General features: G+C 53.5%; 23 protein-coding genes. 16 read left to right on the top strand and 7 right to left on the bottom strand.

Annotated features, from left to right (window positions below):
• Positions 1 to 2,374: DUF5801 repeats-in-toxin domain-containing protein (locus tag GOW48_RS21815; RefSeq protein ID WP_214648704.1), on the bottom strand; the 2,374-nt coding region annotated here is incomplete at its 3' end.
• Positions 2,375 to 2,909: 535 nt separating this feature from the next.
• Here GOW48_RS21815 and GOW48_RS22685 point away from each other — a divergent pair.
• From GOW48_RS22685 to GOW48_RS22835, 11 genes are all read left to right on the top strand, one after another.
• Complete coding sequence (locus tag GOW48_RS22685; RefSeq protein ID WP_170756171.1) at positions 2,910 to 5,135, top strand: Ig-like domain-containing protein; 2,226 nt, start codon at positions 2,910 to 2,912, stop codon at positions 5,133 to 5,135.
• Positions 5,136 to 5,525: 390 nt separating this feature from the next.
• Positions 5,526 to 5,807, top strand: a complete 282-nt coding sequence (locus GOW48_RS21805; protein WP_170756570.1) for a hypothetical protein — start codon at positions 5,526 to 5,528, stop codon at positions 5,805 to 5,807.
• Positions 5,808 to 6,013: 206 nt separating this feature from the next.
• Complete coding sequence (locus GOW48_RS21800; protein ID WP_170756169.1) at positions 6,014 to 6,268, top strand: hypothetical protein; 255 nt, start codon at positions 6,014 to 6,016, stop codon at positions 6,266 to 6,268.
• 3 nt (positions 6,269 to 6,271) lie between these two features.
• On the top strand, positions 6,272 to 6,658 hold the full coding sequence (locus GOW48_RS22755; protein ID WP_170756168.1) for an ATP-binding cassette domain-containing protein: 387 nt from the start codon (positions 6,272 to 6,274) through the stop codon (positions 6,656 to 6,658).
• Between the two features lie 5 nt (positions 6,659 to 6,663).
• Positions 6,664 to 7,005, top strand: a complete 342-nt coding sequence (locus GOW48_RS22675) for an ATP-binding cassette domain-containing protein (RefSeq protein WP_170756167.1) — start codon at positions 6,664 to 6,666, stop codon at positions 7,003 to 7,005.
• Positions 7,006 to 7,102: 97 nt separating this feature from the next.
• Complete coding sequence (locus GOW48_RS22555; protein WP_234899579.1) at positions 7,103 to 7,324, top strand: hypothetical protein; 222 nt, start codon at positions 7,103 to 7,105, stop codon at positions 7,322 to 7,324.
• A gap of 78 nt (positions 7,325 to 7,402) precedes the next feature.
• On the top strand, positions 7,403 to 8,017 hold the full coding sequence (locus GOW48_RS22550) for an HlyD family secretion protein (protein WP_234899578.1): 615 nt from the start codon (positions 7,403 to 7,405) through the stop codon (positions 8,015 to 8,017).
• On the top strand, positions 7,909 to 8,211 hold the full coding sequence (locus GOW48_RS22750; RefSeq protein ID WP_331251855.1) for an HlyD family efflux transporter periplasmic adaptor subunit: 303 nt from the start codon (positions 7,909 to 7,911) through the stop codon (positions 8,209 to 8,211). Before GOW48_RS22550 ends, GOW48_RS22750 begins: the two co-directional genes overlap by 109 nt.
• A gap of 39 nt (positions 8,212 to 8,250) precedes the next feature.
• Complete coding sequence (locus tag GOW48_RS22540) at positions 8,251 to 8,406, top strand: hypothetical protein (RefSeq protein ID WP_234899577.1); 156 nt, start codon at positions 8,251 to 8,253, stop codon at positions 8,404 to 8,406.
• Positions 8,407 to 8,945: 539 nt separating this feature from the next.
• Entirely contained in the window at positions 8,946 to 9,533 is a 588-nt protein-coding gene (locus GOW48_RS22840; protein ID WP_170756569.1) for a formylglycine-generating enzyme family protein, read from the top strand.
• A complete protein-coding gene (locus tag GOW48_RS22835) occupies positions 9,463 to 9,990 on the top strand; it encodes a formylglycine-generating enzyme family protein (RefSeq protein ID WP_414478927.1) in 528 nt (175 codons plus the stop codon). The genes GOW48_RS22840 and GOW48_RS22835 overlap by 71 nt, the downstream gene beginning before the upstream one ends.
• Positions 9,991 to 10,108: 118 nt before the next feature.
• On the opposite strand, the gene GOW48_RS21770 is transcribed toward GOW48_RS22835, so the two are convergent.
• The gene (locus tag GOW48_RS21770; RefSeq protein ID WP_170756172.1) at positions 10,109 to 11,020 is read right to left on the bottom strand and encodes a LysR family transcriptional regulator; all 912 of its coding nucleotides are present in this window, start codon (positions 11,018 to 11,020) and stop codon (positions 10,109 to 10,111) included.
• Between the two features lie 113 nt (positions 11,021 to 11,133).
• Between GOW48_RS21770 and GOW48_RS21765 the strand changes: the two genes are divergently transcribed.
• The 4 genes from GOW48_RS21765 (at position 11,134) to GOW48_RS21750 (ending at position 14,628) form a co-directional block, all read left to right on the top strand.
• The gene (locus GOW48_RS21765; RefSeq protein ID WP_170756164.1) at positions 11,134 to 11,910 is read left to right on the top strand and encodes a CmcJ/NvfI family oxidoreductase; all 777 of its coding nucleotides are present in this window, start codon (positions 11,134 to 11,136) and stop codon (positions 11,908 to 11,910) included.
• A 13-nt stretch (positions 11,911 to 11,923) separates the two neighbouring features.
• Positions 11,924 to 12,889, top strand: a complete 966-nt coding sequence (locus GOW48_RS21760) for an LLM class oxidoreductase (protein ID WP_170756163.1) — start codon at positions 11,924 to 11,926, stop codon at positions 12,887 to 12,889.
• A 12-nt stretch (positions 12,890 to 12,901) separates the two neighbouring features.
• Positions 12,902 to 13,690 (top strand): SDR family NAD(P)-dependent oxidoreductase, encoded by a 789-nt coding sequence (locus tag GOW48_RS21755; protein WP_170756162.1) that lies wholly within the window; start codon positions 12,902 to 12,904, stop codon positions 13,688 to 13,690.
• Positions 13,691 to 13,782: 92 nt separating this feature from the next.
• On the top strand, positions 13,783 to 14,628 hold the full coding sequence (locus tag GOW48_RS21750; protein WP_170756161.1) for an enoyl-CoA hydratase/isomerase family protein: 846 nt from the start codon (positions 13,783 to 13,785) through the stop codon (positions 14,626 to 14,628).
• Between the two features lie 412 nt (positions 14,629 to 15,040).
• Here the strand turns inward: GOW48_RS21750 and GOW48_RS21740 are convergent, their stop codons facing one another.
• The 4 genes from GOW48_RS21740 to GOW48_RS21725 all read right to left on the bottom strand — a co-directional run bounded on the left by GOW48_RS21740 (position 15,041) and on the right by GOW48_RS21725 (position 19,161).
• Positions 15,041 to 15,820, bottom strand: a complete 780-nt coding sequence (locus GOW48_RS21740; RefSeq protein ID WP_170756160.1) for an IclR family transcriptional regulator — start codon at positions 15,818 to 15,820, stop codon at positions 15,041 to 15,043.
• Between the two features lie 11 nt (positions 15,821 to 15,831).
• Positions 15,832 to 17,190, bottom strand: coding sequence for a TRAP transporter large permease (locus GOW48_RS21735; RefSeq protein ID WP_170356766.1), 1,359 nt, complete (start codon positions 17,188 to 17,190; stop codon positions 15,832 to 15,834).
• Positions 17,190 to 17,855 carry a TRAP transporter small permease gene (locus GOW48_RS21730; protein WP_170756159.1) on the bottom strand — a complete coding sequence of 222 codons (666 nt, stop codon included), beginning with the start codon at positions 17,853 to 17,855 and terminating at the stop codon, positions 17,190 to 17,192. The genes GOW48_RS21735 and GOW48_RS21730 overlap by 1 nt, the downstream gene beginning before the upstream one ends.
• Positions 17,856 to 17,922: 67 nt before the next feature.
• A complete protein-coding gene (locus GOW48_RS21725) occupies positions 17,923 to 19,161 on the bottom strand; it encodes a TRAP transporter substrate-binding protein (RefSeq protein WP_170356762.1) in 1,239 nt (412 codons plus the stop codon).
• 108 nt (positions 19,162 to 19,269) lie between these two features.
• On the opposite strand from GOW48_RS21725, the gene GOW48_RS21720 reads away from it, so the two are divergent.
• Positions 19,270 to 20,865 (top strand): GMC family oxidoreductase, encoded by a 1,596-nt coding sequence (locus GOW48_RS21720; protein ID WP_170756158.1) that lies wholly within the window; start codon positions 19,270 to 19,272, stop codon positions 20,863 to 20,865.
• 368 nt (positions 20,866 to 21,233) lie between these two features.
• Here GOW48_RS21720 and GOW48_RS21715 read toward each other — a convergent pair whose 3' ends face one another.
• Positions 21,234 to 21,617, bottom strand: a complete 384-nt coding sequence (locus GOW48_RS21715) for a helix-turn-helix domain-containing protein (RefSeq protein WP_170756157.1) — start codon at positions 21,615 to 21,617, stop codon at positions 21,234 to 21,236.
• Between the last annotated feature and the right edge of the window lie 607 nt (positions 21,618 to 22,224).

The raw sequence follows: 22,224 nt of genomic DNA, 5'->3' as shown, positions 1-22,224 counted from the left end.
TCAGAGCAGCATCATCCGTCTGCAGGGCTTGGCCTGCCAACTCCATTGCGAAGGCTGGCCCGTCATCGGTGAACGATATGGCAGGCGCAATGTTGACGGCATCGGTGGCTTGGTCCGGTGGTGTCTCAGTATCGCTGAGAGTGCCGACCAGGTTAATGTAATCCCCGGCGCCAAGACCCAGCCCGACAGTGTCGCCGTTATATGGCGCTTCAGTGTCAGCCGAACTGTGCTCGACCGCCCGTTCCTGGGTCAGCGTCACGGCGCCGGTGCTGCTGTTGACCGAGACCGAGAACACGACGTCGCCGGTTGCGGCGTTAGAGGCATCCGTACCTTCACGACCGACGATGTCGCCGAGTTCGTCAAACAGGTACACGGTGTTGCCGGTGGCGGTGTCCTTCAAAGTTGTTGTAACTGAGGCAGCGCTCAATGCCAACGAGTAGACAAGGCCACCATTGCCGTCGGCACCCGGTGAATTGGTTTCGACCGTAAACAATTCGTCGACGCCCTTGGTGTCGGTGTCCGGACCGCCTGCCAGATCTGCGTCGTCTGTCTGCAATCCACCTGTACCAAGCTCAATGTCAAAGAGGGGTGCGTCGTCCTCAATGAGGCCGCGGACATCATTCGCTGAGAAATTCTGCTTGTCACCATCCTCGTCAAAGGCTTCGAAGAGTTCCCCAAGGCCAATCCCAAGGATGTCGTCGTCGGGGTTGCCCGTCGTTACCGCGCCGTGCTCGACAGCGGCGAGCAGTTCCAGCCGGATATCTCCGTCGGTATTCACGAGAATCCGGAGATGATCGGTGCCGCTGATCGACAGGATGACTTCGTCGTTATAGGTCGTGCCGCCCACGTCGACGTTAACACCTTTATTCACCTCAACGTCAAACGTTTGACCGTCGTCACTGTTCAGCGTCGTTCCGTCTTTCGTCGAATCTGCGCCAAAACCCAGGCCCGGTGCGTCCTGGCCGGATTGGAATATGCCGCTCAGGTTGTCAGTCGCGACCAGCACGTCACCCGTGCCGTCAAGGTTGCCGCCGGTCAAGGCGTCCTCATAAACCGTCAGATTGACATCCTGCGCGCCTTGGGAGGGACCATCGTCGTAAAAATCGAGCTTGGATCCCGCCTCGGCCCGTTCGGAGGAGGTGCTTTCCAGGCTGAAGGCCTGAATACTGAACGCGACCTGATCATCGCCGTCGTTTTTGATTGCTATCCGGTTGAAGGACGGAGCCACGATACTGATGCGGTCATTTTCAACCGCGCCGATTACGGTAAATGTGCCGTCACCGTTATCCTGAACCATCGTTGGGTCGCCGGTGACGTCGACACCATTCACGAAGACTGCGGTAATGTTCACCTGATCATCATCGCTATGGCCGGATATGAAATCTGTTCCGGTCTCAAGATTGATGCCCGCGCCTTCGGTATTCCACGCAGACAGATGGACCAAGGGGTTTGTGGTTGGGCCACCTCCAGTGACCTTCACAACATTGAACGCCGCACCGGTCGTCTGGAACACGTCCGTGAATAGAATGTTGTTCTGGTCACTGGCCTCGGTGGGGGTCAGCCCGGGTACGATATATTCGGTGTCAAACCCAGTGGTGAAATTGAAGTTCAAAATCTCTCCAGCGCCAATGTCCTGTGAGTTGGTACCAAGCGCGGTTTTATCTGAACCGTCGCCCAGATTGGCACCCTGGCCACTGTTCACTGAATCGCCGTTGGTCTCGCCTGAGGCCACAATCGTGACATTCCCCGAACTGAAGGCCATGAACTCGTTCTGGCCGGACGGAGCGCCCTCGAATGAGAAGTCGATGACCTGCTCGGCCGAGACAAAGACCTTGTTGGCTAAATCCACAACATCGTCGGGGTTGCTCCCATTCGGATGTTTTATCGGCTCGAACAAGGCGATCCAGAAATCGCCGCCGATGATATTGCCGCTGACCGGATCAGTGACTTCTTCCAGGTAAATCGCAAAGATGACTTCCTGGGTAACCGCATCAATTCCCAAAACGACATTGTCGTTCGCAGCCGACAAGAGATTGATGTTGTTTCCCGCAAGCGAGTCGAGGCCGGAATCAAATGCCCCATCGAATAAGAACCCGCTATCGTCAGTCAGACTCAGCCCAGTGATCGGGGGATCAGCGGTGATCTGTACATCATTGCCGCCGGTCCCGTCAGTGGGATCGCCCGCGATCTCAATCGCATCACCGACTGCCACGCTATAGCCTGTGACCGTTGCGCTATAGGCCGCCAACGCGGTGTTGAAAACCGACTCTACATCAGTCGGGAAAACGGCAGGGGTTCCAACAATGTCTTGCTGTTGGTCACCAAGGGATTCATCAATACCAGTAATGCCGTCAATATTAATCGTAAGTGCCATAACACTTCCCCCAATGGTTTACACTGGAAGCAATGAAGACACCGAGATGCACCGCTCAAATTTTATGTCTCGGATAACTTCAGATTCCAGCAGTCAATCCAGACGCAATAATGTGCTCAGAAGGAGACGGCTTTGTTGGGGGGCAGATGATGAGCCAGATAAAGTCACAATAAGGCCGTGCACCGCTGAAACGGATTCGCACAGCTAAGGTTTCTATAATTTCGATTTTTTGACTTTAAGAGATGTGAACCACGACATTGGCACCCCCATGCCAGAAAACAGGTTCTCCTTCAAACTGTGGTAGCACGCTACCACAGTGTTCCAAATTTCTCAACGTTTTCAAAAGGTCAGGCGAGCGCGCCGAAAATGGTTCGCGTAAAGGTAGGTGCCACCAGGTGACTTTTTGCCTGCTTTCCGAGCGAAGTCTTGCCCAAAAAACGCCCAAATTTCGGCAGCTCTTGCGACCACCATTGTTCGACATTTATCAACAATCCAACCGCAAAATTTACAAAAGCGGGAAGTTTGAGGGCAAGAGATGGCTAAGGGCAAGGGCAGCGCCGGTCACGGCGGCAATACCGTGCTAAAAGGTGGGCGCGGAGACGATACCTATTTCGTTCATTCATCTGGAATTTCCATTAGCGAAAGAAAGAATGGCGGCATAGATACCGTTGTCTCGAGCGTGGACTATGCGCTTGATGATAATGTGGAAAACCTTTTCCTGGATGGCGTCGACGATCTCAATGGAACCGGCAATGAGCTTGACAATGTTCTCGAAGGCAACGACGGGGACAACATTTTTTCTGGCTTGGATGGCGACGACACGATCCTGGGTTTTGCCGGCGACGATACTTTGCTGGGCGGTGAGGGATTTGACCTGATCGACGGTGGCGAGGGGTATGACACCGTTCGCTTTGAAGGGAAGTTGGAAGACTACTCTTTCGAAATAGTGGGTGAAAGTATTTATGTCACCTCTTCTTCTGGCGAGCGGGACCACCTGATAGATGTCGAGGTGCTGTCCTTTTCTGACATAGAATTGTTGGTCGTAGACTTGGAAACGCCCGACGATCCAAACGCTGATTCGCCGCAAGCGCTTGACGACTATGGGACGGTGCAGAGGGATGGTGTGGTGATCCTGGCTGTTCTAACGAATGACCTTGGCGCGGGATTGCGAATAGCTTCTGTAACGGAAGGTGTGTCCGGTGCAGTAACAATCAACGAAGACGGGACCCTCACTTATGTTCCTTATGAAGGGGTCTCTGGCGCGGACACTTTCAGCTATACCGTTGTTGACGACCGAGGGCGCACCTCGACTGCGCAGGTGACGATGGAGATTGTTGACGACAACTCGGCCCCAGTCGCTGTCAACGATACTGTTATGGCCGTTGAGGGTGAAACTCTCGAGAGTTCGGCCAGTATTCTAGAAAATGACAGCGACGGCGATGGTGATACGCTGACCATTACGAAATACGATGCGGTTAGCGCTAACAATGGATCAGTCGTTGTGAACGCCGACGGGACGTTCAGCTATACTGCGGCCATGGGTTTCACCGGAGCTGACACTTTCAGCTATACAGTTGAAGACGGTCACGGAGGTAGTTCTTCCGCAGTTGTGACAATAGAAGTCGAGGGTGCCTCAGAGCCGGATGTCCCTTATTATGTTACAGGGCTGATTGCTGGAGACGAGTATCGGCTGAACCCCAACGATCCGGTCGGGACAAGCGTCACTGTAACTTATTCGTTCGCTACTGCGACACCAGATTACTACCACGACGGCCATTTTGCCTGGACGGACTTCGAAGCTTTCACGGCAGAAATGCAGGCGATTACGCGTAGCGCGCTTTCCAGTATTTCGGAGTTCGCGGACATTACGTTCGTCGAAGCCCCACTTGAAGAAGCCAGCATTGTATTCGGGATCGCGGATATCGGCGGGTCCGCCCGAGGGTTAGCCTATTACCCGAATGCCTATACCGTTGGCGCACCTGCCGGAGATGTCTGGATCGATTCATCATTGTCAGGACTTTCTTTTGAGCCTGGGACTGAGGAATACAAAACGCTGGTTCATGAAATCGGGCATGTATTGGGGCTTCAGCACCCAGAAAACCTGCCGCTTGATGAGTTGAATCGGCAATATACTGTGATGTCGGATTATGTGCATCCGTCCTTCGACGGCGAGGCAAGTTCGATGCTATTGTATGACGTCGCGGCTATCCAATATTTATATGGAGCCAACGAGACCACTAGAACAACCGACGACGTATATGACTTCGATGCGTTGTCCGAGACTGTTGAAATTATCTGGGATGCGGGTGGGCGTGATGCCATCGACCTCTCAGCTTCAACGCATGGCGTTGAAATCGATTTGCGCGAGGGTTCATTTAGTACCGTTAGCCAGTCAGGTAGCAACAACATTGCTATCGCTCACGGGACAGAGATCGAAGACGCTATTGGCTCTTCTTTCGATGATACGATAGTTGGCAATGATGGCGACAATTACATTTTCGGGGGCGGCGGAAATGATGTCTTGTTCGGCGGTGACGGAGATGACTATTTCGACTTCTACGGCTCCAACGGAAATGACCAGATTTCTGATTTCACGAACGGACAAGATGTACTTGCATTCAGCGGTCCAGAGACGTCGATCGACGACCTGACAGTCACGACGCAGGATTCTGGGGTTTTGGTAGAGTATTCCGGTGGCTCAATCCATCTTGATAATGTTCTGTACCTGACAAGTGACGATGTAGTCTTCGGGGTCGCCTAATCTGCAATTTTAGCACAGTAAGCGCCGTTGGCTCTGTCGGAATGAACAGGTTTGAGACGAGGGAGGGCTTTGGTTGGTAAAACTTCTGCAGAATAATCGGGATAATTGAGACCGATATTAGGAGGCTGCCAACTTCAGGGCAAAGCAGACAAGTTTGCAATGACACCCTCGCGACTCCTTTAGGGAAATTTCCTTGAGAACCCTACCTATTTTGTGCCGGGATGGAGCCGGTTTTAAAACCGCTGTCGTTTACAGAATGTATTGGCGGGCATCTCTCGTGGTTTCGACTACGGTGGCGACAAACCTAAGAAGATCCGACCGCATATTCGTCGGCTTGTCGCAACGGTCATCGTTTTCACCAACCTTTTGATGCTGACAGGGCCTCTCTTCATGCTTCAGGTCTATGACCGGGTGCTTGCCTCTCGGTCAGAGGAAACCCTGGTTGTTTTGTTCGGTCTTGTCGCGATTCTTTACCTGTTTTACGGGCTCATCGCTGCGCGTGCCGGTGCCCGGTTTCAGACGGCTTTCGACGAGTCCGTTTTCCGAGCCGTACTTGAAGACACCGCCGTACATGGTGGACAACATAAGCAGACCGCCCCGCTCGACGCGCTGGCCTCAATTCGAACTTTCTTCACAGCTCCAGTTCTCTTGTCGCTACTTGATCTTCCATGAACCCCCATTTTTATCGGCTGCATTTTTATCTTCCATCCCTATCTGGGATGGATGGCCGGCACAGGCGGCATGACTCTGATCGCTGTCGCTTTCATTAACCAATTCGTAACTTACAAAGGCTTACCGAGGCCAACGGGCTCTCACACCGGGCAGATCGCTTCGCGGCTCAAGCCGAAGAAGGGGGCGAACTCATCTGGGCACAGGGCATGTCGCAAGCAATGGTAAAGCGCTGGCGAGACATGCGAGCGGAAGGTGTTAAACGTACGATCGCTGCCACCGATTGGACGGGCTCTTTCACCGCCAGTAGCAAAGCATTCAGGCTCTTCCTTCAATCTGCAAATCTGGCGGTTGGCGCCTGGCTCGTTTTACAAAATGAAATCAGCGCAGGAGCCATGATTGCGGCCTCTATTCTGATGGGCCGTGCTCTCGCACCGGTCGAGCAGAGTCTTGGAAGCTGGTAAATCGTGCAGAATGCGCTATCCAGCGGGAAGCGCCTGAATACCTTTCTTGCCGACAACTGCGAGCGTGAGCCACCTCTTGAGTTATCGCAACCCGAGGCCAAACTCCCTGTCAATAATGTGTCTTTTGTTGTCCGCCGAGGCGATGAACCGATCCTGAAATACGTGAAGGTCGAGGTTTCGCCAGGAGAATCGCTCGGTGTAATCGGAAAGAGCGGTTCCGGCAAAACCACTCTTGCCCGCGTGATCGTAGGTCTTTTGACGCCCGTCGCCGGTGAGGTGCGTCTAAATGGGGCTAAGCTGGAACATTATGGCCCGGATCAATTGGGTCGGCACATTGGCTATCTTCCACAGGACGTTGTGCTTTTGAAGGTAGTGTCGCCGAAAACATAGCGCTAGTGGACCTAAACCCGGATTCTGAACTTGTCATCAAGGCCGCCAAAAAAGCGCGAGTGCACGACATTATTCAGAGACTCCCCGACGGGTACAATACTCGGATCGGAACCCACGATGCGCAATTGTCGGGTGGACAAAAGCAACGGCTTGCATTGGCTCGCGCGCTTTATCGCGATCCTGTGCTTTTGGTTCTCGACGAGCCGAACTCGGCACTGGATGCTGATGGATCTGAGGCCCTAAACTCGGTCGTGCGGGAAATGAAGGCGGACAACAGAGCTGTTGTTATTATGACCCATCGATCGACGGCGATCTCAGAGTGTAACAACATGGTTATTCTGGACTAGGGTAAAGTCGCGGCGCAGGGCCCGCGACCGAAGTTTTTAAGTCGACGTTGAAGAATGCCAACTAGGTTCAAAGCGTCGCCAGCGGAAAGACAAGCTGATGTCAGAACATAAGGAGAGCTGGAGTGCCGTCGTGCCAACCACAATTGGTGCAACGGCGATCATCGTGATGTTGGGTGTCCTTGGGGTTTGGAGCGTCAAGACGCAGATTGCCGGTGCCGTGGTGGCCTCCGGGGTGATCGAGGTTGAAAGCGAGCGGCAGGCGATCCAGCATCCAGACGGTGGGGTGGTTGGGCTATTTTCGCGCGCGAAGGCGATCTAGTGGCTGCCGGCGATGTGCTTGTGCGGTTCGACGATACATTTCTCAAAAAATGAACTCTAGATCGTCGAAGGTCAGCTCTTGGAAATTTTCGCGCGCATGGCGCGCTTCGAAGCCGAGCGTGACGACACTGAGAGCGTGACACTCGACACTCCTCCAGACCTGATGTTAGTGCCTGAGGGCAAGATCACAGAGCAACTGGAAGGGGAGAAACGTCTTTTTGAAGCGCGTCGCATATCACTCGCGCAGAACGCCCAGCAAATTTCTGAACAGAAAGCTCAAGTTGCACAGCAAATTGAAGGCGTAGAGGCGCAGCGCAGGGCACTTGATCGCCAACTCAAGCTCATCGAGCAGGAACTGGCTGATGTACAAAACCTCTTTGATCAGGGGCTGACGAAAGCGTCGCGCCTTCTTGAATTGCAACGCGCCCAAGCTAGGCTCGAAGGAGAAATCGGCAGTCTGACGGCGCGCGTTGCAGAAGCACGCGCACAGATATCAGGCTCGGAAATCCAGAGACTTAATCTTTTTGAACAACGCCGCGAAGAAGCAATAAGCCGATTACGGAACTTAGGTTTCAACGAACTCGAATTGGTAGAGCAGCGTCTTGGGCTTATCGAAAGGCTGTCCCGACTCGATGTCGAGCGCCTGTCGCCGGCATTACTTTTGGATCAAACGTCTTTGCAGAACAGTCTGTAGTCCGTGCAGCCGATCCAATGATGTATATCGTGCCCGGAGATCAACCGCTTCACGTGTCCGCACGGATATCACCGACAGATATCGAGCAGGTCTACACCGGTCAGGATGTATCGCTGATGTTTACCACGTTCAATCGACGCACGACTCCGGAAGTTGCAGGTAAAGTCGTCCGCGTTGCCGCTGATGCTGCGTGAGATGAAGCCACAGGTGAAACGTTTTACGAGGCGATCCTCATGCCAGACGTGGCAGCGCTCGAGGCTCTGGAAAATGTCTCACTTGTTCCAGGCATGCCGGCCGAAGCCTTCCTCAAGACCGAGAACCGGACTCCGCTAAGTTATCTGACGCAACCGCTCGCTGTGTATTTTCAGCGTGCGTTTCGCGAGGATTAATTCGCCGGTCCCAATAATGCCGGTAGTGCATACGTCCAAACTTTTCTACTTATCATGGCTAAGTTAAGAATTGCGCACAACAGAATCGTTAGGACGTCAATTTTGAGGACGTTCGGCAAAGGCCAAATCCTGCTCCCGAAACCAAAATTTCTATACGAAAGAAAGGCGTTAGGGGCTAGATTAAGTGACCTCGCCGTAGCGCGTCAATCTCTCTGGAAGCACTGTGGAAGCAACAGGAGCGAACTCGCGCTCTAGCAACGCCGTAACACCACGTCACTTCAGGGCTCATGATTCTCTACCCAGTTTGAAACGTAAGGGAAAAATCTATTACCTGTGTGGTTCAGATAAAAGAAATACATCAAGAAAAAAATTGAAATCCTAAATTTTGATCGCCCTTAAGCTGATGGACTGCTCATCACTCGTTAACAGTTTCACTATTGATAAATTTTTTGTGAGCTTTGCCAATTCGTCGGTGTTTGATCAGTGAATTGAAATTGAACGAATATTTTGGTTGAGACTAATAGTTTTGAGTGGCGAAAATGCTTGGATGGTCTAATCCTCTTTTGGGAACGTGCCCCGATAAAACTGGCCAAGAAACTCTATACTCTTTAGGGTTGTGGCGGAAAATACTACCTTTCGCTGCGCTACTGACACTCCCAACAGCGGCGACTTCTGCGGAATATCAGCTGGAGGACGGCACGACCGTTGCCCCGCTTGAGATGTTCCAGGAATGCGACGTTTGCCCCGAAATGATCGTCTTACCACTTGGGGAATTCATGATGGGAGGGCCGCCGGGAGAATCTAAGCTGAATGTTCACTTAAACGCGAACCCTATGCGGATGGCTACCCCTGAAGACCCTTATATCGCATATCAAGAAGGGCCAATACACACGGCCAAGATCGACATCCCTATCGCAATAGGTCGTAACGAAGTCACTTACGAAGAGTGGATGACCTGTGTAGATGATGGAGGATGCGGAGGGCACATACCACAGAAATGCACTCTACAGAAAGATACTCCTTGTGCAAATCTAACTGGTTCCCATCCTGTTGTGGATGTTTCACACGCAGATGCAATGGCCTACACGCATTGGTGGAATGGAAGCGTCGGAAAAAAACTCATATAGACTGCCGACGGAAGCTGAATGGGAGTACGCCGCTCGATCTGGAACCATGACGGCCTTTGCGCACGGCGATGAAATAACTACCGAGCAGGCAAACTTTAATGGAAAGGCGACCCAAATAATGTTGGGGGACCCGAACCTTGGTCTTGTTCATAGAGGTAAGCCTGTTCCAGTCAATCAACTTGAAGCAGAGAACCTATGGGGCTTGAGACATATGTCAGGCAATGTCTCTGAGCATACTCTGTCCTGTTGGACGAATACTTACGAGGGTTGGGATAGCTCTAGTGCATATTTGAAAATGTCACTTTTGCCAAATTGTGAGCTTCGAGTGATACGGGGCGGTGCGTATTGGGCCGCTATGGATTTTTCCCGTGTGGCATTTAGAGGTCGGGGAGCGGAAAACGCGAGGTCTACAGCATTTGGTTTTAGAGTTGTCCGCGACCTTTTTTTGAATAATTGAGGAGAGAGATTGATGTGTGAGATATTCTATATCTGTCCCCTACGAGGACAAGGCATGTCCACTCAAAGCCTGTCTCCGACATTTGAGACAGGAATTACGATAGCGAGATTGACCTAAATTACACTTGTGTTTCCCAAGGAGGCTTTGCGCCAATCTCTGCAACCAGAAAGTCCATGAACACCCGCACTTTTGGGGATAATACGTTGGACTTGGGATAGATCAGCCACAAAACACTGTCTTCGCTGGCTTCAAAGTTTGGAAGAACACGCACCAAACGGCCTGACTTCAGTTGTTCATGCACGCTCCATCTAGCATTTAAGGAAATACCGGCCCCCGCTAATGTGGCGCGGACTTGGCTTTGACCGTCATCGATAGTCAATTGGCCTTTGGCTGATGCGGGATCAAAAAAGGCGTTTTCGCCTGCTGGCCCTGTCAGTGGCCGAGGTTGGAGGTTTTGGAAAGCGATCAGACGGTGGCTTGTCAAATCGGCTGGTGTATCGGGAACGCCATGCGTATCGAGGTACTGCGGTGCAGCACATAGAATGCGCTGGTCATCAGCCAGTTTGCGACCCTTCAGACTGGTGTCGACAAGTGGCGCGTTCCTAAGGGCTAGATCATAGCTTCCTTCGATCAGGTCGAACTGCACATCCGACAGGCGCAGATCGAGCATGAGATCAGGGTGCTGTTCAAGAAACTTAGGCAGGATTGGCGCGATGTAGAGCTGTGCGAAACTGCTTGGCGCCGTAAAACGCAATGTTCCCTTGATCGTTGCCATTTGCCTACCCAATGCAGCAAGTGCCGCCTCCTCCTGCGCAATGATCTCACGTGCGAAAGGCAGGAAATTCGCTCCTTCCACCGACAACGAAACTTTGCGAGTCGTGCGGTGCAAAAGCTCAATACCGAGGTTCTGCTCCAACTTGGCAAGCCTTGCGCTGGAGACCGCTGGGGCCATGCCCAGGTCACGCCCCGCCGCGCTGATGTTAAGTATGTCTGCTGCCCTAATAAACAATCGAAGAGCGTCTGTGTCCAAACCCATTATATTCACTTTCCGAATTATAAATACATTATTGGGCAGTTTATCTGCAATTTGATCGAGGTTAAATCTCTTTCACAGATGCAATAAAGCTTAGGCACGAGGCGCAAATGACACGGACGGCCACGGTTAACTACCATGTTCACAAATCCTACCGGCAAGCCTTTGAGCTTGATGCTGGCGGGATCGCTGGCAACCTGATTTGCCCTGAACTGCTCGCGACATCTGTCGTGCTAGCAGACAACCGCACAACGACCTCGTCGGTTTCATTTGCGTGCGATGCCGTTGAAATCATGCCGCTCGAAACGCAGGTCCGAGACTTTGCAGGCGACAGCTGGGAGCCGATTTACGATGCGGAGCTCAAGGCCATGCTGCAGAACAGGCTGGGTGCGAGAGAGGTCGTGGTTTTTGATCACACTGTTCGGGTGGACGATCCTGAAGCAATACGTAAACCGGCGCGCAATGTTCATAGCGACTACAGCAAGGACGGAGCCGAACAGCGGCTTGTCGACTTGCTGGGCGCCGAGGCCGCAACGGAGTGGGCGCAAGGTCATTTTGCCTTTGTCAATGTATGGCGTCCGATAGAGCATCCGATCAATTCAGCACCACTTGGGTTCGTTCGCCCCTCTTCAATTGACCCATCGGACTGGATTTTATTGGACCTGATCTATCCCGACCGCACGGGACAAATCATGGGGCTGGTGGGCAACCCCAAACATGAGTGGATCTATCAATCCAAGATGACGCCGAATGAGGTCGCGGTCTTCAACATCTATGACAATCAAGGCCGGGCTTCGGTTGCTCATAGCGCCCTCGACATGGTCGAGGATCCAAACATCAATACCGTTCGCAAAAGCATCGAAAGCCGTACTTTGGTGCGCTATTAGAGGAGGGGCAGACATGTTGGATGAAACGCAGCTGTCTGGGTTTGAGCAAATAAATTTGGCCTACAACCAAGTGTTCCGTCCCGGACGACTGAGCATTGGCCTTGTGCTGCCTCTCGAAGCTTATGCCGTCGGCGCAGAGCCGACTCTACGGGAGCACCTAGAAGCGGCTCAGAAAGCCGAGGAACTTGGGTTTGCGGCACTTTGGCTACGGGACGTGCCCTTTAATGTTCCAAGCTTCGGTGACCCCGGGCAAGTTTTCGATCCATTTGTCTATTTGGGAGCTTTGGCAACGGCGACGGATCGGATTGCGCTTGGAACGTCGAGTGTGATCCTGCCATTGCGTCACCCCGCTCATGTCGCCAAGGCAGCAGCGACAGCAGATGTGCTCTCGGGCGGGCGGTTGCTTTTGGGTATCGCGTCCGGTGATCGGCCCGAGGAGTACCCGGCGATGAACCAGGGCTTTGACGACCGGGGGGCACGGTTCCGCGATAGTTTTGGGTACATCCGCGCGGTTGGATCGGCTTACCCCACGCATGAAAATGCACAGGGCAAACTGAATGGCGGGATTGATCTATTGCCAAAGCCGCATGGAACGCGCCTGCCGATGCTCATTACGGGTGGTAGCCAACAAACACCTGATTGGGTAGCGCAGAACGGAGATGGTTGGATGACATATCCGCGCAATGCGGCGGCTCAGGGTCAAGTCATCACGGATTACCGCAGGCGTGTGAAGGCGGCAGGTCAACCGGACAAGCCGGTCATGCAATCGCTCTATGTCGATGTCGTTGCCGACCCTGCTGCACCTCCGCGCCCAATCCATCTCGGGTTTCAGTCTGGGACTGATTTCCTACGCAACTATCTGTGCGAGATTGAAACGCTCGGGGTCAATCACGTCGCGCTGAACCTAAGGTTCAATCAAGCGCCAATCGATACAACCCTCGAACATCTGGCGGACACTGTGCTGCCTGACTTTTCCTGAAGGATCAGACTGATGACCAAGACTATTCTCATTACAGGTTCGACCGATGGCATTGGCCTGCTTACGGCCAAGAAACTGGCCGCTGATGGGCACAAAGTGCTCCTCCATGGCCGCAGTGCATCCAAATTGGAGAGCGCGGCTGCTTCCGTCGGAGGCGATGTCGAAACCTATGCCGCTGATCTCAGCGATCTCTTCGCGGTTCGAAAACTCGCCGAAAGCGTACAGGCCAGACATGACAAACTGGATGTGTTGATCAACAATGCTGGTGTGTTGAAAGCCCCTCAAGCCGTGCTGGAAAATGGTCAGGACATCCGCTTTGTAGTGAACACGCTTGCACCGTATCTTCTGACCAAACTGCTGCTGCCGGTCATTCCTGCCGACGGGCGTGTCGTGAACCTGTCATCTGCGGCGCAGGCCCCGGTGAACATCCGGGCCATGCAGGGCAATGTGCAACTGGCGGATATGGAAGCCTATGCCCAGAGCAAGTTGGCGATCACCATCTGGACCCGCGAATGGGCCAAATCGCTGCCCAATGCACCTGTGATGGTTGCCGTAAATCCCGGATCACTTTTGGCCTCAAAGATGGTGAAAGAAGGCTTTGGCCTGGCTGGCAACGATATGAACATTGGCGCTGATATCTTGATTGACGCAGCCTTGGGTGTGCGGTTTGCTGACGCGTCAGGAGCCTATTTCGACAATGACAGTGGGGCTTTCGCTGATCCGCATGCCGCAGCACTCGACGAAAACCACGCTACCGACGTCATGAACACCATCAAAGACTTGATCAGCCAAACGGGCTGATCATCTGGGCGCTAAAACGCCACGAACTTCCACCTTTAAAATTCCCTTACCCCTCGCGCGTGCCGCGTCGAGGCCCAAGAAAGGACGGCCTGATGAAATACGAGAACTTTCAAACCTTTGACGTAAATGTTGAAAACGGCATTGCCACGGTTACCTTCAACTTTGGCTCTGTGAACGTGCAGGGCCAGGAAATGCTGGCCGACCTAAACAGTCTGGCCATGCGGTTAGAGCGGGACCGCGAAACCAAGGTCGTGATCTTTCAGTCGGCCAACCCGGAAATCTGGGTTTGCCACTACGATACCGAGTTATTGAAGGACATGTCGACCGAAGCTGTTTCTCGCGGGGACGCTCAGCTTTTGGACCTACAATCAGTTTGCGAGCGGATCAGCAAGGTGCCACAGGCGACCATCGCAAAACTGGAAGGGTTTGCGCGCGGTGGCGGGCACGAATTGGCCTTGGCGTTGGATATGCGATTTGCCGCGCGGGGAAAATACAAGTTCATGCAGATGGAGGTCGGAATGGGCATCCTTCCCTGCGGCGGTGGCGCCTCGCGCATGGCCCGTCAAACCGGCCTTGGCAAAGCGCTTGAGATCATTCTGAGTGCACAAGACTACGACGCAGATGATGCCGAGCGTTTGGGCACTATCAACAAGGCTTTGGAAGCGGATGAAATCGGCCCGTATGTGACCGCGCTGGCCGAACGGATCGCTCAATTCCCTGCAGAGTCGATCAATGCCTGCAAGCAGATGGTCTACGAGTCCATCGACAAGCCCATCGATGAGGCTCTGAAGGCCGAAGCCTATTGGTTGTATCAGGCGACCAGCAAAACTCCGGCCGTAAAACGCTTCATGATCGCGGATGAACAAGGTTTGGAACACGACATCGAGAACCAGCGCAAATGGGGCGATCTGGTGATGCAGGTGCAAGACATCAACTGACCGCCCACAAGACAATGATCTGGTCAGGCGTGCGCGGTTTCCACGTGGGCCTGACACCATTTTACAAAAGGAAAACCTCAACGAAAGCTATTGTTCTCAACTCTTAAGGACCAGATGCGCTATTCGGGCTTGCTGAAATACCAGACCCGGTCGTTACGATTGGCGACGGTGTGAAAGGTTTTGCCGTAGGTGATGAGGTGTACGGCCGTGCAGGTGATTTGATGGACTTATCGGGCTCATTGGCAGAGAACTTTAAAGCAGATGTTTGTCTGGTTGCACACAAACCCAAGACGCTAAGTATGCGGGAAGCCGCCGCGCAGCCTCTCGTCGGCATCCCCGCCTACGACGGGTTGACCCGACGCGGCGAATGATACTGCGCAGACAGTTTGGTTCTTCAGGCGGCTTGAAAAGATCAGTCCGTTAACATCTCCGAGAGCTCACCTGCGCCTTTTTGCAGGATGTTCAGAAAGGACAGCAGGCTGTTGACGTCGTGACGTTGGGTTGGAGCATGTACCGAAAGTGTGCCTACCAATCTGGCTTGTCCATCACGAATGGGCACAGCGATGGCCGTCATTCCGGCCATGAATTCCTCATCATCCGCCGCGTAACCATTCTCAGCGACTCTACGGATTTCCTCGCGTAGTGCTTTAGGGTTCGTCAGGGATCGTTCGGTTTGCGGTTGTAAATTGCCAGCAGAGAGAAACCCATCCAACGTCTTCTGTCGTAGAGTAGACAGGTACATCTTGCCACTAGCTGTGCAATGGAAGGGCACCTGGGTACCGATCGGCAATTGGATGCGAAGCGGCCATTTCGTTTCAACCCGGTCGAGGTAGATCATTCCTTCCCGGTCTGGGATGGCTAAGTTACACGTCTCACCGACGTCTTCAGCGACGCTGCGCAAGATAGCCAAACGCGCCGTACGAAGGTGTTCGGAAGACATGGTATTGACCGAAAGCAACCGCAGCCGGTACCCAGGGCCATACGAGCGACCATCTATATCTCGCTGCAGGAAACCTTCGGCCTCTGCGGTTTGCAACAGACGGTGGATTGTGGGCTTCGCCAGTCCCAATGTCTCGATCAGGTCTGCTGGTTTGACGGCGACCCCACGCCGCGCCACCTCCTCGAGGATAAGAAGAAGGCGCAGGTTGGTCGGGATCTGAGTTTCTTTGTCTTGTGTTTCCGTCTCAGGCATCCCGCAACATTCTAGTTATTTGGCAGCAGTATCAAGGCCAGATCGGGCACCAGAGACACCAAAATCCACACCGACAGCAGCGCCGCCAGATACGGCACCGTGTAGCGCAGCAACCGGAAATACGGCACGCCGGTCACGCCGGAGGCGACGTAGAGATTCAAGCCGTATGGCGGGGTGATAAAGCCAATGGACGCGCCAACAAGAAAGATCACCGAGAAGTGGATCGGATCAACGCCGACCGAGGCCGCAATCGGCGCAAGGATCGGGGCCAGAATGATCGTGACTGGCAAGCTTTCCAGCACCATGCCCGAGAAAAACACGATCACCATCGAGGTGAACAAAACCGCGTGGTAGCCGCCCATTGAGGTTACAAAGCTCCCAATGGTTTCTTGCGCACCCAAAAGGGACAGAATCTGCTGCATCACTACGGAAATCGCAATCAACGGCGCAAGGATACCCGTGATCTGAGCTGACCGGATCACAATTGACGGGATCTCGGGGATCGTGAAACCTTCGACCACGAACATCTCAGCATAGCTTTTTTCGGTCGGTGAAACGTTGCTGCGCGCGCCCATAAGGCGGTTGATCGGATAGCTGACCAAGCCTGCGATCACGCAAAAACCGACTGTCACACCGGCCGCTTCGGTGGGTGAGAATTTACCGGTGTAGATGCCCCACAGAACCAAACCAATGGCAAAGAAGCCAAGCCAAGCACCGAACGCGGTTTTCAACACTCGGTTCAATTGCAGCGGGATCAGATGCCCCCAGCCATTCATGCGGCAGATGATCCAGCAGGCGAACTGCATCCCTATGACCATCAGCGCACCAGGAATTATGCCGGCCACAAACAGCTCAGATATCGGCAGGTTCATCAAGAATCCGTAGACGATAAAGATAATAGACGGAGGAATGATGATCCCTACAGTTCCACCCGCAGCTGCGGTGGCAGCGCTGAAGCGTTCATCATAGCCACCTTTTACCATCTCAGGGTGCAGCATCGACCCGATGGTTGCTGTTGTTGCCGAGTTGGACCCCGAAATTGCCGCGAACAGCCCGCAGGCCCCCAACGAGGCCATTGCCAAGCCGCCGCGTATCCAGCCCAGACAGGCATAGGCAAAATCGCTGAGGCGCCGCGCAATTCCTGATTTGTTGATCAGGTCTCCAGTCAGGATGAACAATGGCATCGCCAGCAGGGCAAATCCTTTGTTGAAAACGTTCAGCAGTTCGGCGCCCATATTGTCCAGTGTCAGACCGAGGACAAAGGAACAGCCGATGACCCAATAGCCGATCACCAACAGAACTGGCACGCCCAGCATGAATAGAAACGTAACCCCAAGCGAGATCAGTGTGACCATAGTTCCGTCTGTCATCAGTCTGCTCCGATCACAGCCTGCTGAATCAGCGGCTTGCCTGTTGTCCAGTTATGCAGATCGTCAGCGAGGTTCTGAAATACGCGTCCGACCATCAGAAAGAAAGACAGCGGCGCGGCCAGAAGAAACCACCACTGCATGACATTGTCAGTACCCAGTACGATCTGGAAATTAGATGCAGAAAGCGCCACCAGCCGGGTCGTGGTGACGATGACGATCATCGCGAAAATAAACCACAGAACCGCATCAAGGATCAGGCAAGCCAGCTGACCTGCCCTCGGCATCGCAGTGCGGAATTCGCTAAAGCTCAAGTGCGTACGCAGGCGTACGTTGTAAGACGCCCCGAACCAAGCCATTACCATGAACAAAAGTGGCGGAATGGTCGTTGACCATGGCTCTTGATCATTAAACACAAAGCGGTCGATCACACCCCAGAAAATGATTAGCGCAATGGTAAGATACGAATAGACCATCACGGATCGTTCCAGATGGCGCTCTATAAAGGGCACCTTTCGATAGACCAGCATGACCAGAAGCCCGCCAAATGCAGTAACCACTGCACCCAGAACCCAAGCAGCGTCAGATTCCAGAGCGGATTGAATCTCGAACGAATCCTGGCTGAGAAAGGCGCTGAAGATCGCGCCTATGTCTGCCCATAACGACATGTACCCCGTCCTCCCAGTCGGTGTGTTTTTGGAACCGGCCCGATTGGGGCCAGTTCACATCAGCTTATCAGGCTTGGCCCATCCACCAACGGCGCGGTTCGACGTTTTCCGGCAGGGTGTCAGCCGGAATTTCACGCGCGATATCGTAAATTTCCTGATACGTATCGATGCCGCCAGCCCATTTGTTCAGACGTTCACGCCACTGTGCCCAAGGCTCAGGGTTATAGTTCGGGGCGCACATCTCTTCGGCCAGTTTGATCTGATCGTCGGGCAGGAAAGCGGGACGCACGCCGTTTTCGGCAAAGATCGTGTTGGGCAGTTGCGGGTCCGAGAATCCTACGGTGTTCAGCAGCGCCGCCTCATTCGCGCCCTGAATCAAAGCCTGTGTGAAATACGAGGATTCCATCACCGCGTCCTGCAACTCGCCGCTGAGACCGTCGAAGACCTTGGCTGACATCGAGGTATGCTCGGTGCCACAGAAGAACTTCAGGTTCACCGATTGCGAAACCACTGGTGCCATATTGGCGTAAGCCACTGCCGAAGCCCAGGTTTCGGCCCCGTCGATCAGACCGGTTTTCAGGGCGTCCAGCGTTTCTTCCCACGCGACCGGTACCGGGTTCAGGTTCAGCAGCTGCATCGCTATCCGACCCAGCTGCGTGCCTGTCACGCGGTTCTTGGTGCCGAACAGCTCTTCCAGTTTGGTCACTGTAGGCTTGTCGGCAAACGACGAGCCCATTTGCAGGCCACGCAACTCACAATGGGTAAACAGAAACTTCAACCCATGCCGTTTCTCCAGGGGGTCGCGGAGAATGCGCTGGCTCGCAGGGCTGTAGAAGAAATGGTACTGCGCCGCACGGCTTGGGAACATATAGGCGTAGTCCAGTACGTTCAGATAAGGCGCGCCACCAGCCGAGTTCTGAGTCGAAGCGGCGTAGATATCGACGATTCCCTGCTGGGTTTTTTCAACACAGCTGAGCTGACCACAGATCTGGTTGTCACCGATGAACTCGATCCGAATCTCACCGTCTGTGCGTTCTTCCAGATCGCGCGCGAACTCGATGGCCCCGGCACGTTCGATCAGAAGGTTGCGGGTGTTGAAGCCCGAAGCACCGAATTTCAGGGTGTGTTTAGGCTCTTTCGAAAAACGCTTTTCATAAGTTGATTCTGCGGCTTGAGCCAGATTCGCCAGACTCATCGCCCCCCCGAACCCACCTGCTGCCAGCAACGTGGAACTCATTCCATAACGGCCAGCCACGCGGAAGAAATCCCGCCGCGAAATCCCACTTAGTTTTTTACCGATCTCCATTGCTTACCTCCCTGATTGCAATTATTGAGACGTTTTGTATCAAAAAATGCTAGTGTAATTCTTGCATCTTGCATAGAGTTTTTTCAACGGCACGAGGAGGAGGCAGTCATGGAAGTGGATTATGCGGTTGTGGGCGCTGGGTCTTCGGGCTGCGTCATTGCCAACCGGCTCAGCGCCAATCCTAACGCGACTGTTGCACTGCTCGAGGCTGGTGGCCGCGATACCAACCCGTGGATTCACATCCCTGTCGGTTATTTCAAAACCATGCATAACCCCTCGGTCGACTGGTGCTATCGCACCGAACCTGACCCAGGGCTGAACGGGCGATCCATCGATTGGCCGCGCGGCAAGGTGCTGGGCGGCTCGTCTTCACTGAACGGGTTGCTCTATGTCCGTGGACAGAAAGAGGACTACGACCGCTGGCGACAAATGGGCAATGAAGGCTGGGGTTGGGACGATGTCCTGCCCCTGTTCAAGCGCTGCGAGGATCAGGAGCGGGGTGAAGATGAATTTCATGGCGTTGGCGGGCCTTTGTCCGTGTCCAATATGCGTATTCAGCGCCCGATCTGCGACGCATGGGTGGCCGCAGCGCAGGCGGCGGGATATCCGTTCAACCCGGACTACAATGGTGCAGAACAAGAGGGGGTGGGGTACTTCCAACTGACCACCCGCAATGGCCGCCGGTGCAGCGCTGCAGTTGCCTATCTGAAACCCATCCGGGATCGACAAAACCTGAACATCATCACGAACGCTCTGGTCACGCGCGTGGTTCTGGAAGGGAAAAAGGCTACCGGTTTGGTCTACCGAGATCGTTCCGGCGCTGAGAAGAACCTGACAGTCCGACGCGAAATCATCCTGTCCGGCGGGGCCATAAACTCACCACAAATCCTGATGCTTTCAGGAATCGGGGACCCAGAACACCTAAAGGAAAATGGCATCGAGCCGCTGCACGCCCTACCAGGTGTCGGCAAAGGTTTACAGGACCACTTGCAGGCCCGGCTAGTATACAAATGCAATGAGCCTACGCTGAATGACGAAGTCCGCAGCCTGTTCAATCAGATGCGCATCGCCCTGAAATACGCGCTGTTCCGTGCAGGCCCTATGACCATGGCCGCCAGCCTTGCTACCGGATTCATGAAAACCCGCCCGGATGTAGAGACGCCCGACATTCAATTCCACGTTCAACCCTGGTCCGCCGACAGCCCCGGCGAGGGCGTACATCCGTTTTCAGCCTTCACCATGTCGGTTTGCCAGCTGCGCCCGGAAAGCCGGGGAGAGCTACGTTTGGACGGCCCGGATCCGTCTAAACACCTAAAAATAATACCGAACTATCTGTCCACTGAAACGGATTGCCGTACCATTGTCGACGGAGTGAACATCGCGCGCGAAATAGCCAAGCACAATCCCTTGGCCTCGAAGATTTCAGAGGAATTTCGGCCAACAGCTCAGCTGAGTTGCGACGACTATGAAGGCACACTGGAGTGGGTAAGATCAAACACCGCATCAATCTATCATCCCACCGGCACATGCGCGATGGGAAGCACCGAAGCATCGGTCGTAGATGCAAAGCTAAAAGTACACGGAATAACGAACTTACGAGTAGCCGACTGCTCGATCATGCCGGAAATCGTGAGTGGTAACACCAATGCGCCAGCCATCATGATCGGCGAAAGAGCCAGCGATTTAATAGGAGCGGATGCCTGAAGCAACAATTAAAGGCAAGGTGTTTGATCCCTCGGTTTGATTGCTTCTTTCTCTGGAAAAGAAAGAAGACCAACGATGGATCTCACGTCATTTACTGCGGCACCATCTTCTTTGGGATGGGATTCAACTGTTCAACGTGATCCAAAAAAGTCAATTCACGTCTGCCCACAGTTTCAGCAATTCGCCAACTTGGCAGACAGCGAAGAGCCGCCAGTCTTCTACGGGGATTCCATCAATTCTGCCACAAGGTCCGCGTTGCGGTATCAGACAGCAACTGGCTTTCGCACATGACGAGTAGCAACTCGTTGCCAATCGAGACCTTCAAACAGCGCTTCAAGTGTAGAATTTGAAGTTTCCGGATGGCGAGATCATGAGAGCGCTTGGATCAAAGAGATAAGGTTTGATACTGGATGGTATGCTGGCACGGTAATCTTGAGTTTGTTACTACGCAGAACGATCTCGGAAGGAACATCAGGCTCGACCGGATTCTCTTGAACGACGATCTCGGAAAATACCCTTTCCTCCCAGAGGTCGGTTGTCATACGTCCTGCGTGTTGAACGTCACTTCGCCACTTGTAAACCTGCGATTGCGAGACGTTGAATGTTTTCATGATCTCGCGGACGCTCAGTTTACCACAGTCCATCTTTTCGTTTATGAAGCGTTTGAAGCTAGGTGGCCAAACACGACGCCCACCGGCATGCACGTCGATTTTGAAGCCGTAGACTTCGAAAGATCGGGTTTCGAACCCCATGGAGGCGCTTACGTTGGTTGGGCAGCTATTCGGGGATGATTTCAAGGAAAGCGAGCGCGGGAACGGTCAGACGCTCCGGGCAAGGGGTTTGGGGGACACGAACCTCTGTGGTTGGGTGTGGCGGCGTATGGTCCGATGTGGCGGTTTGAACGTCAGAAGCTCATCTAAGTCAAGAAATTAATGAGGCTGGCGAGGCGGCTTTTGGTGGGATCTGGAAATTCTCGAACTGATTGAAATAATTAAAGATTTGTGATCACTGAGGATTTGGATTTTCAGCCGTAAAAGTTGTACACGGGTATGCACTCCTCAGACGGGCTGACCTTGGTAGAAACTCATAGAAGAATGGTAGCTTCGCGCAAGCAATCAACTCATGATGTCCAGATGTGCAACTCAGGGCGCAAAACCTGAATGACTGATTAGGTGATGAACAATCGCGTGACGAGTGTGGAGCAAGGCGTAGTGTGACGGAGAACAAGGATCGCTTTGCGGCTGAGGAGGCAAAGAGACTTCAGACCGCTAAAGAACTAGAAGGTCATCTTGGCTCAGAGCCACTATGTTCTGGCCTCATTGATTTACAGCCAGAATAGCACGGTTGCTGCTAGAGCGA

The organism is Ruegeria lacuscaerulensis, from assembly GCF_013033355.1.
Taxonomy (GTDB): Bacteria; Pseudomonadota; Alphaproteobacteria; order Rhodobacterales; family Rhodobacteraceae; genus Ruegeria; species Ruegeria lacuscaerulensis_A.
Note: the sequence above shows the minus strand (reverse complement) of the source record. Positions and strands in the feature narration are given on the sequence as shown.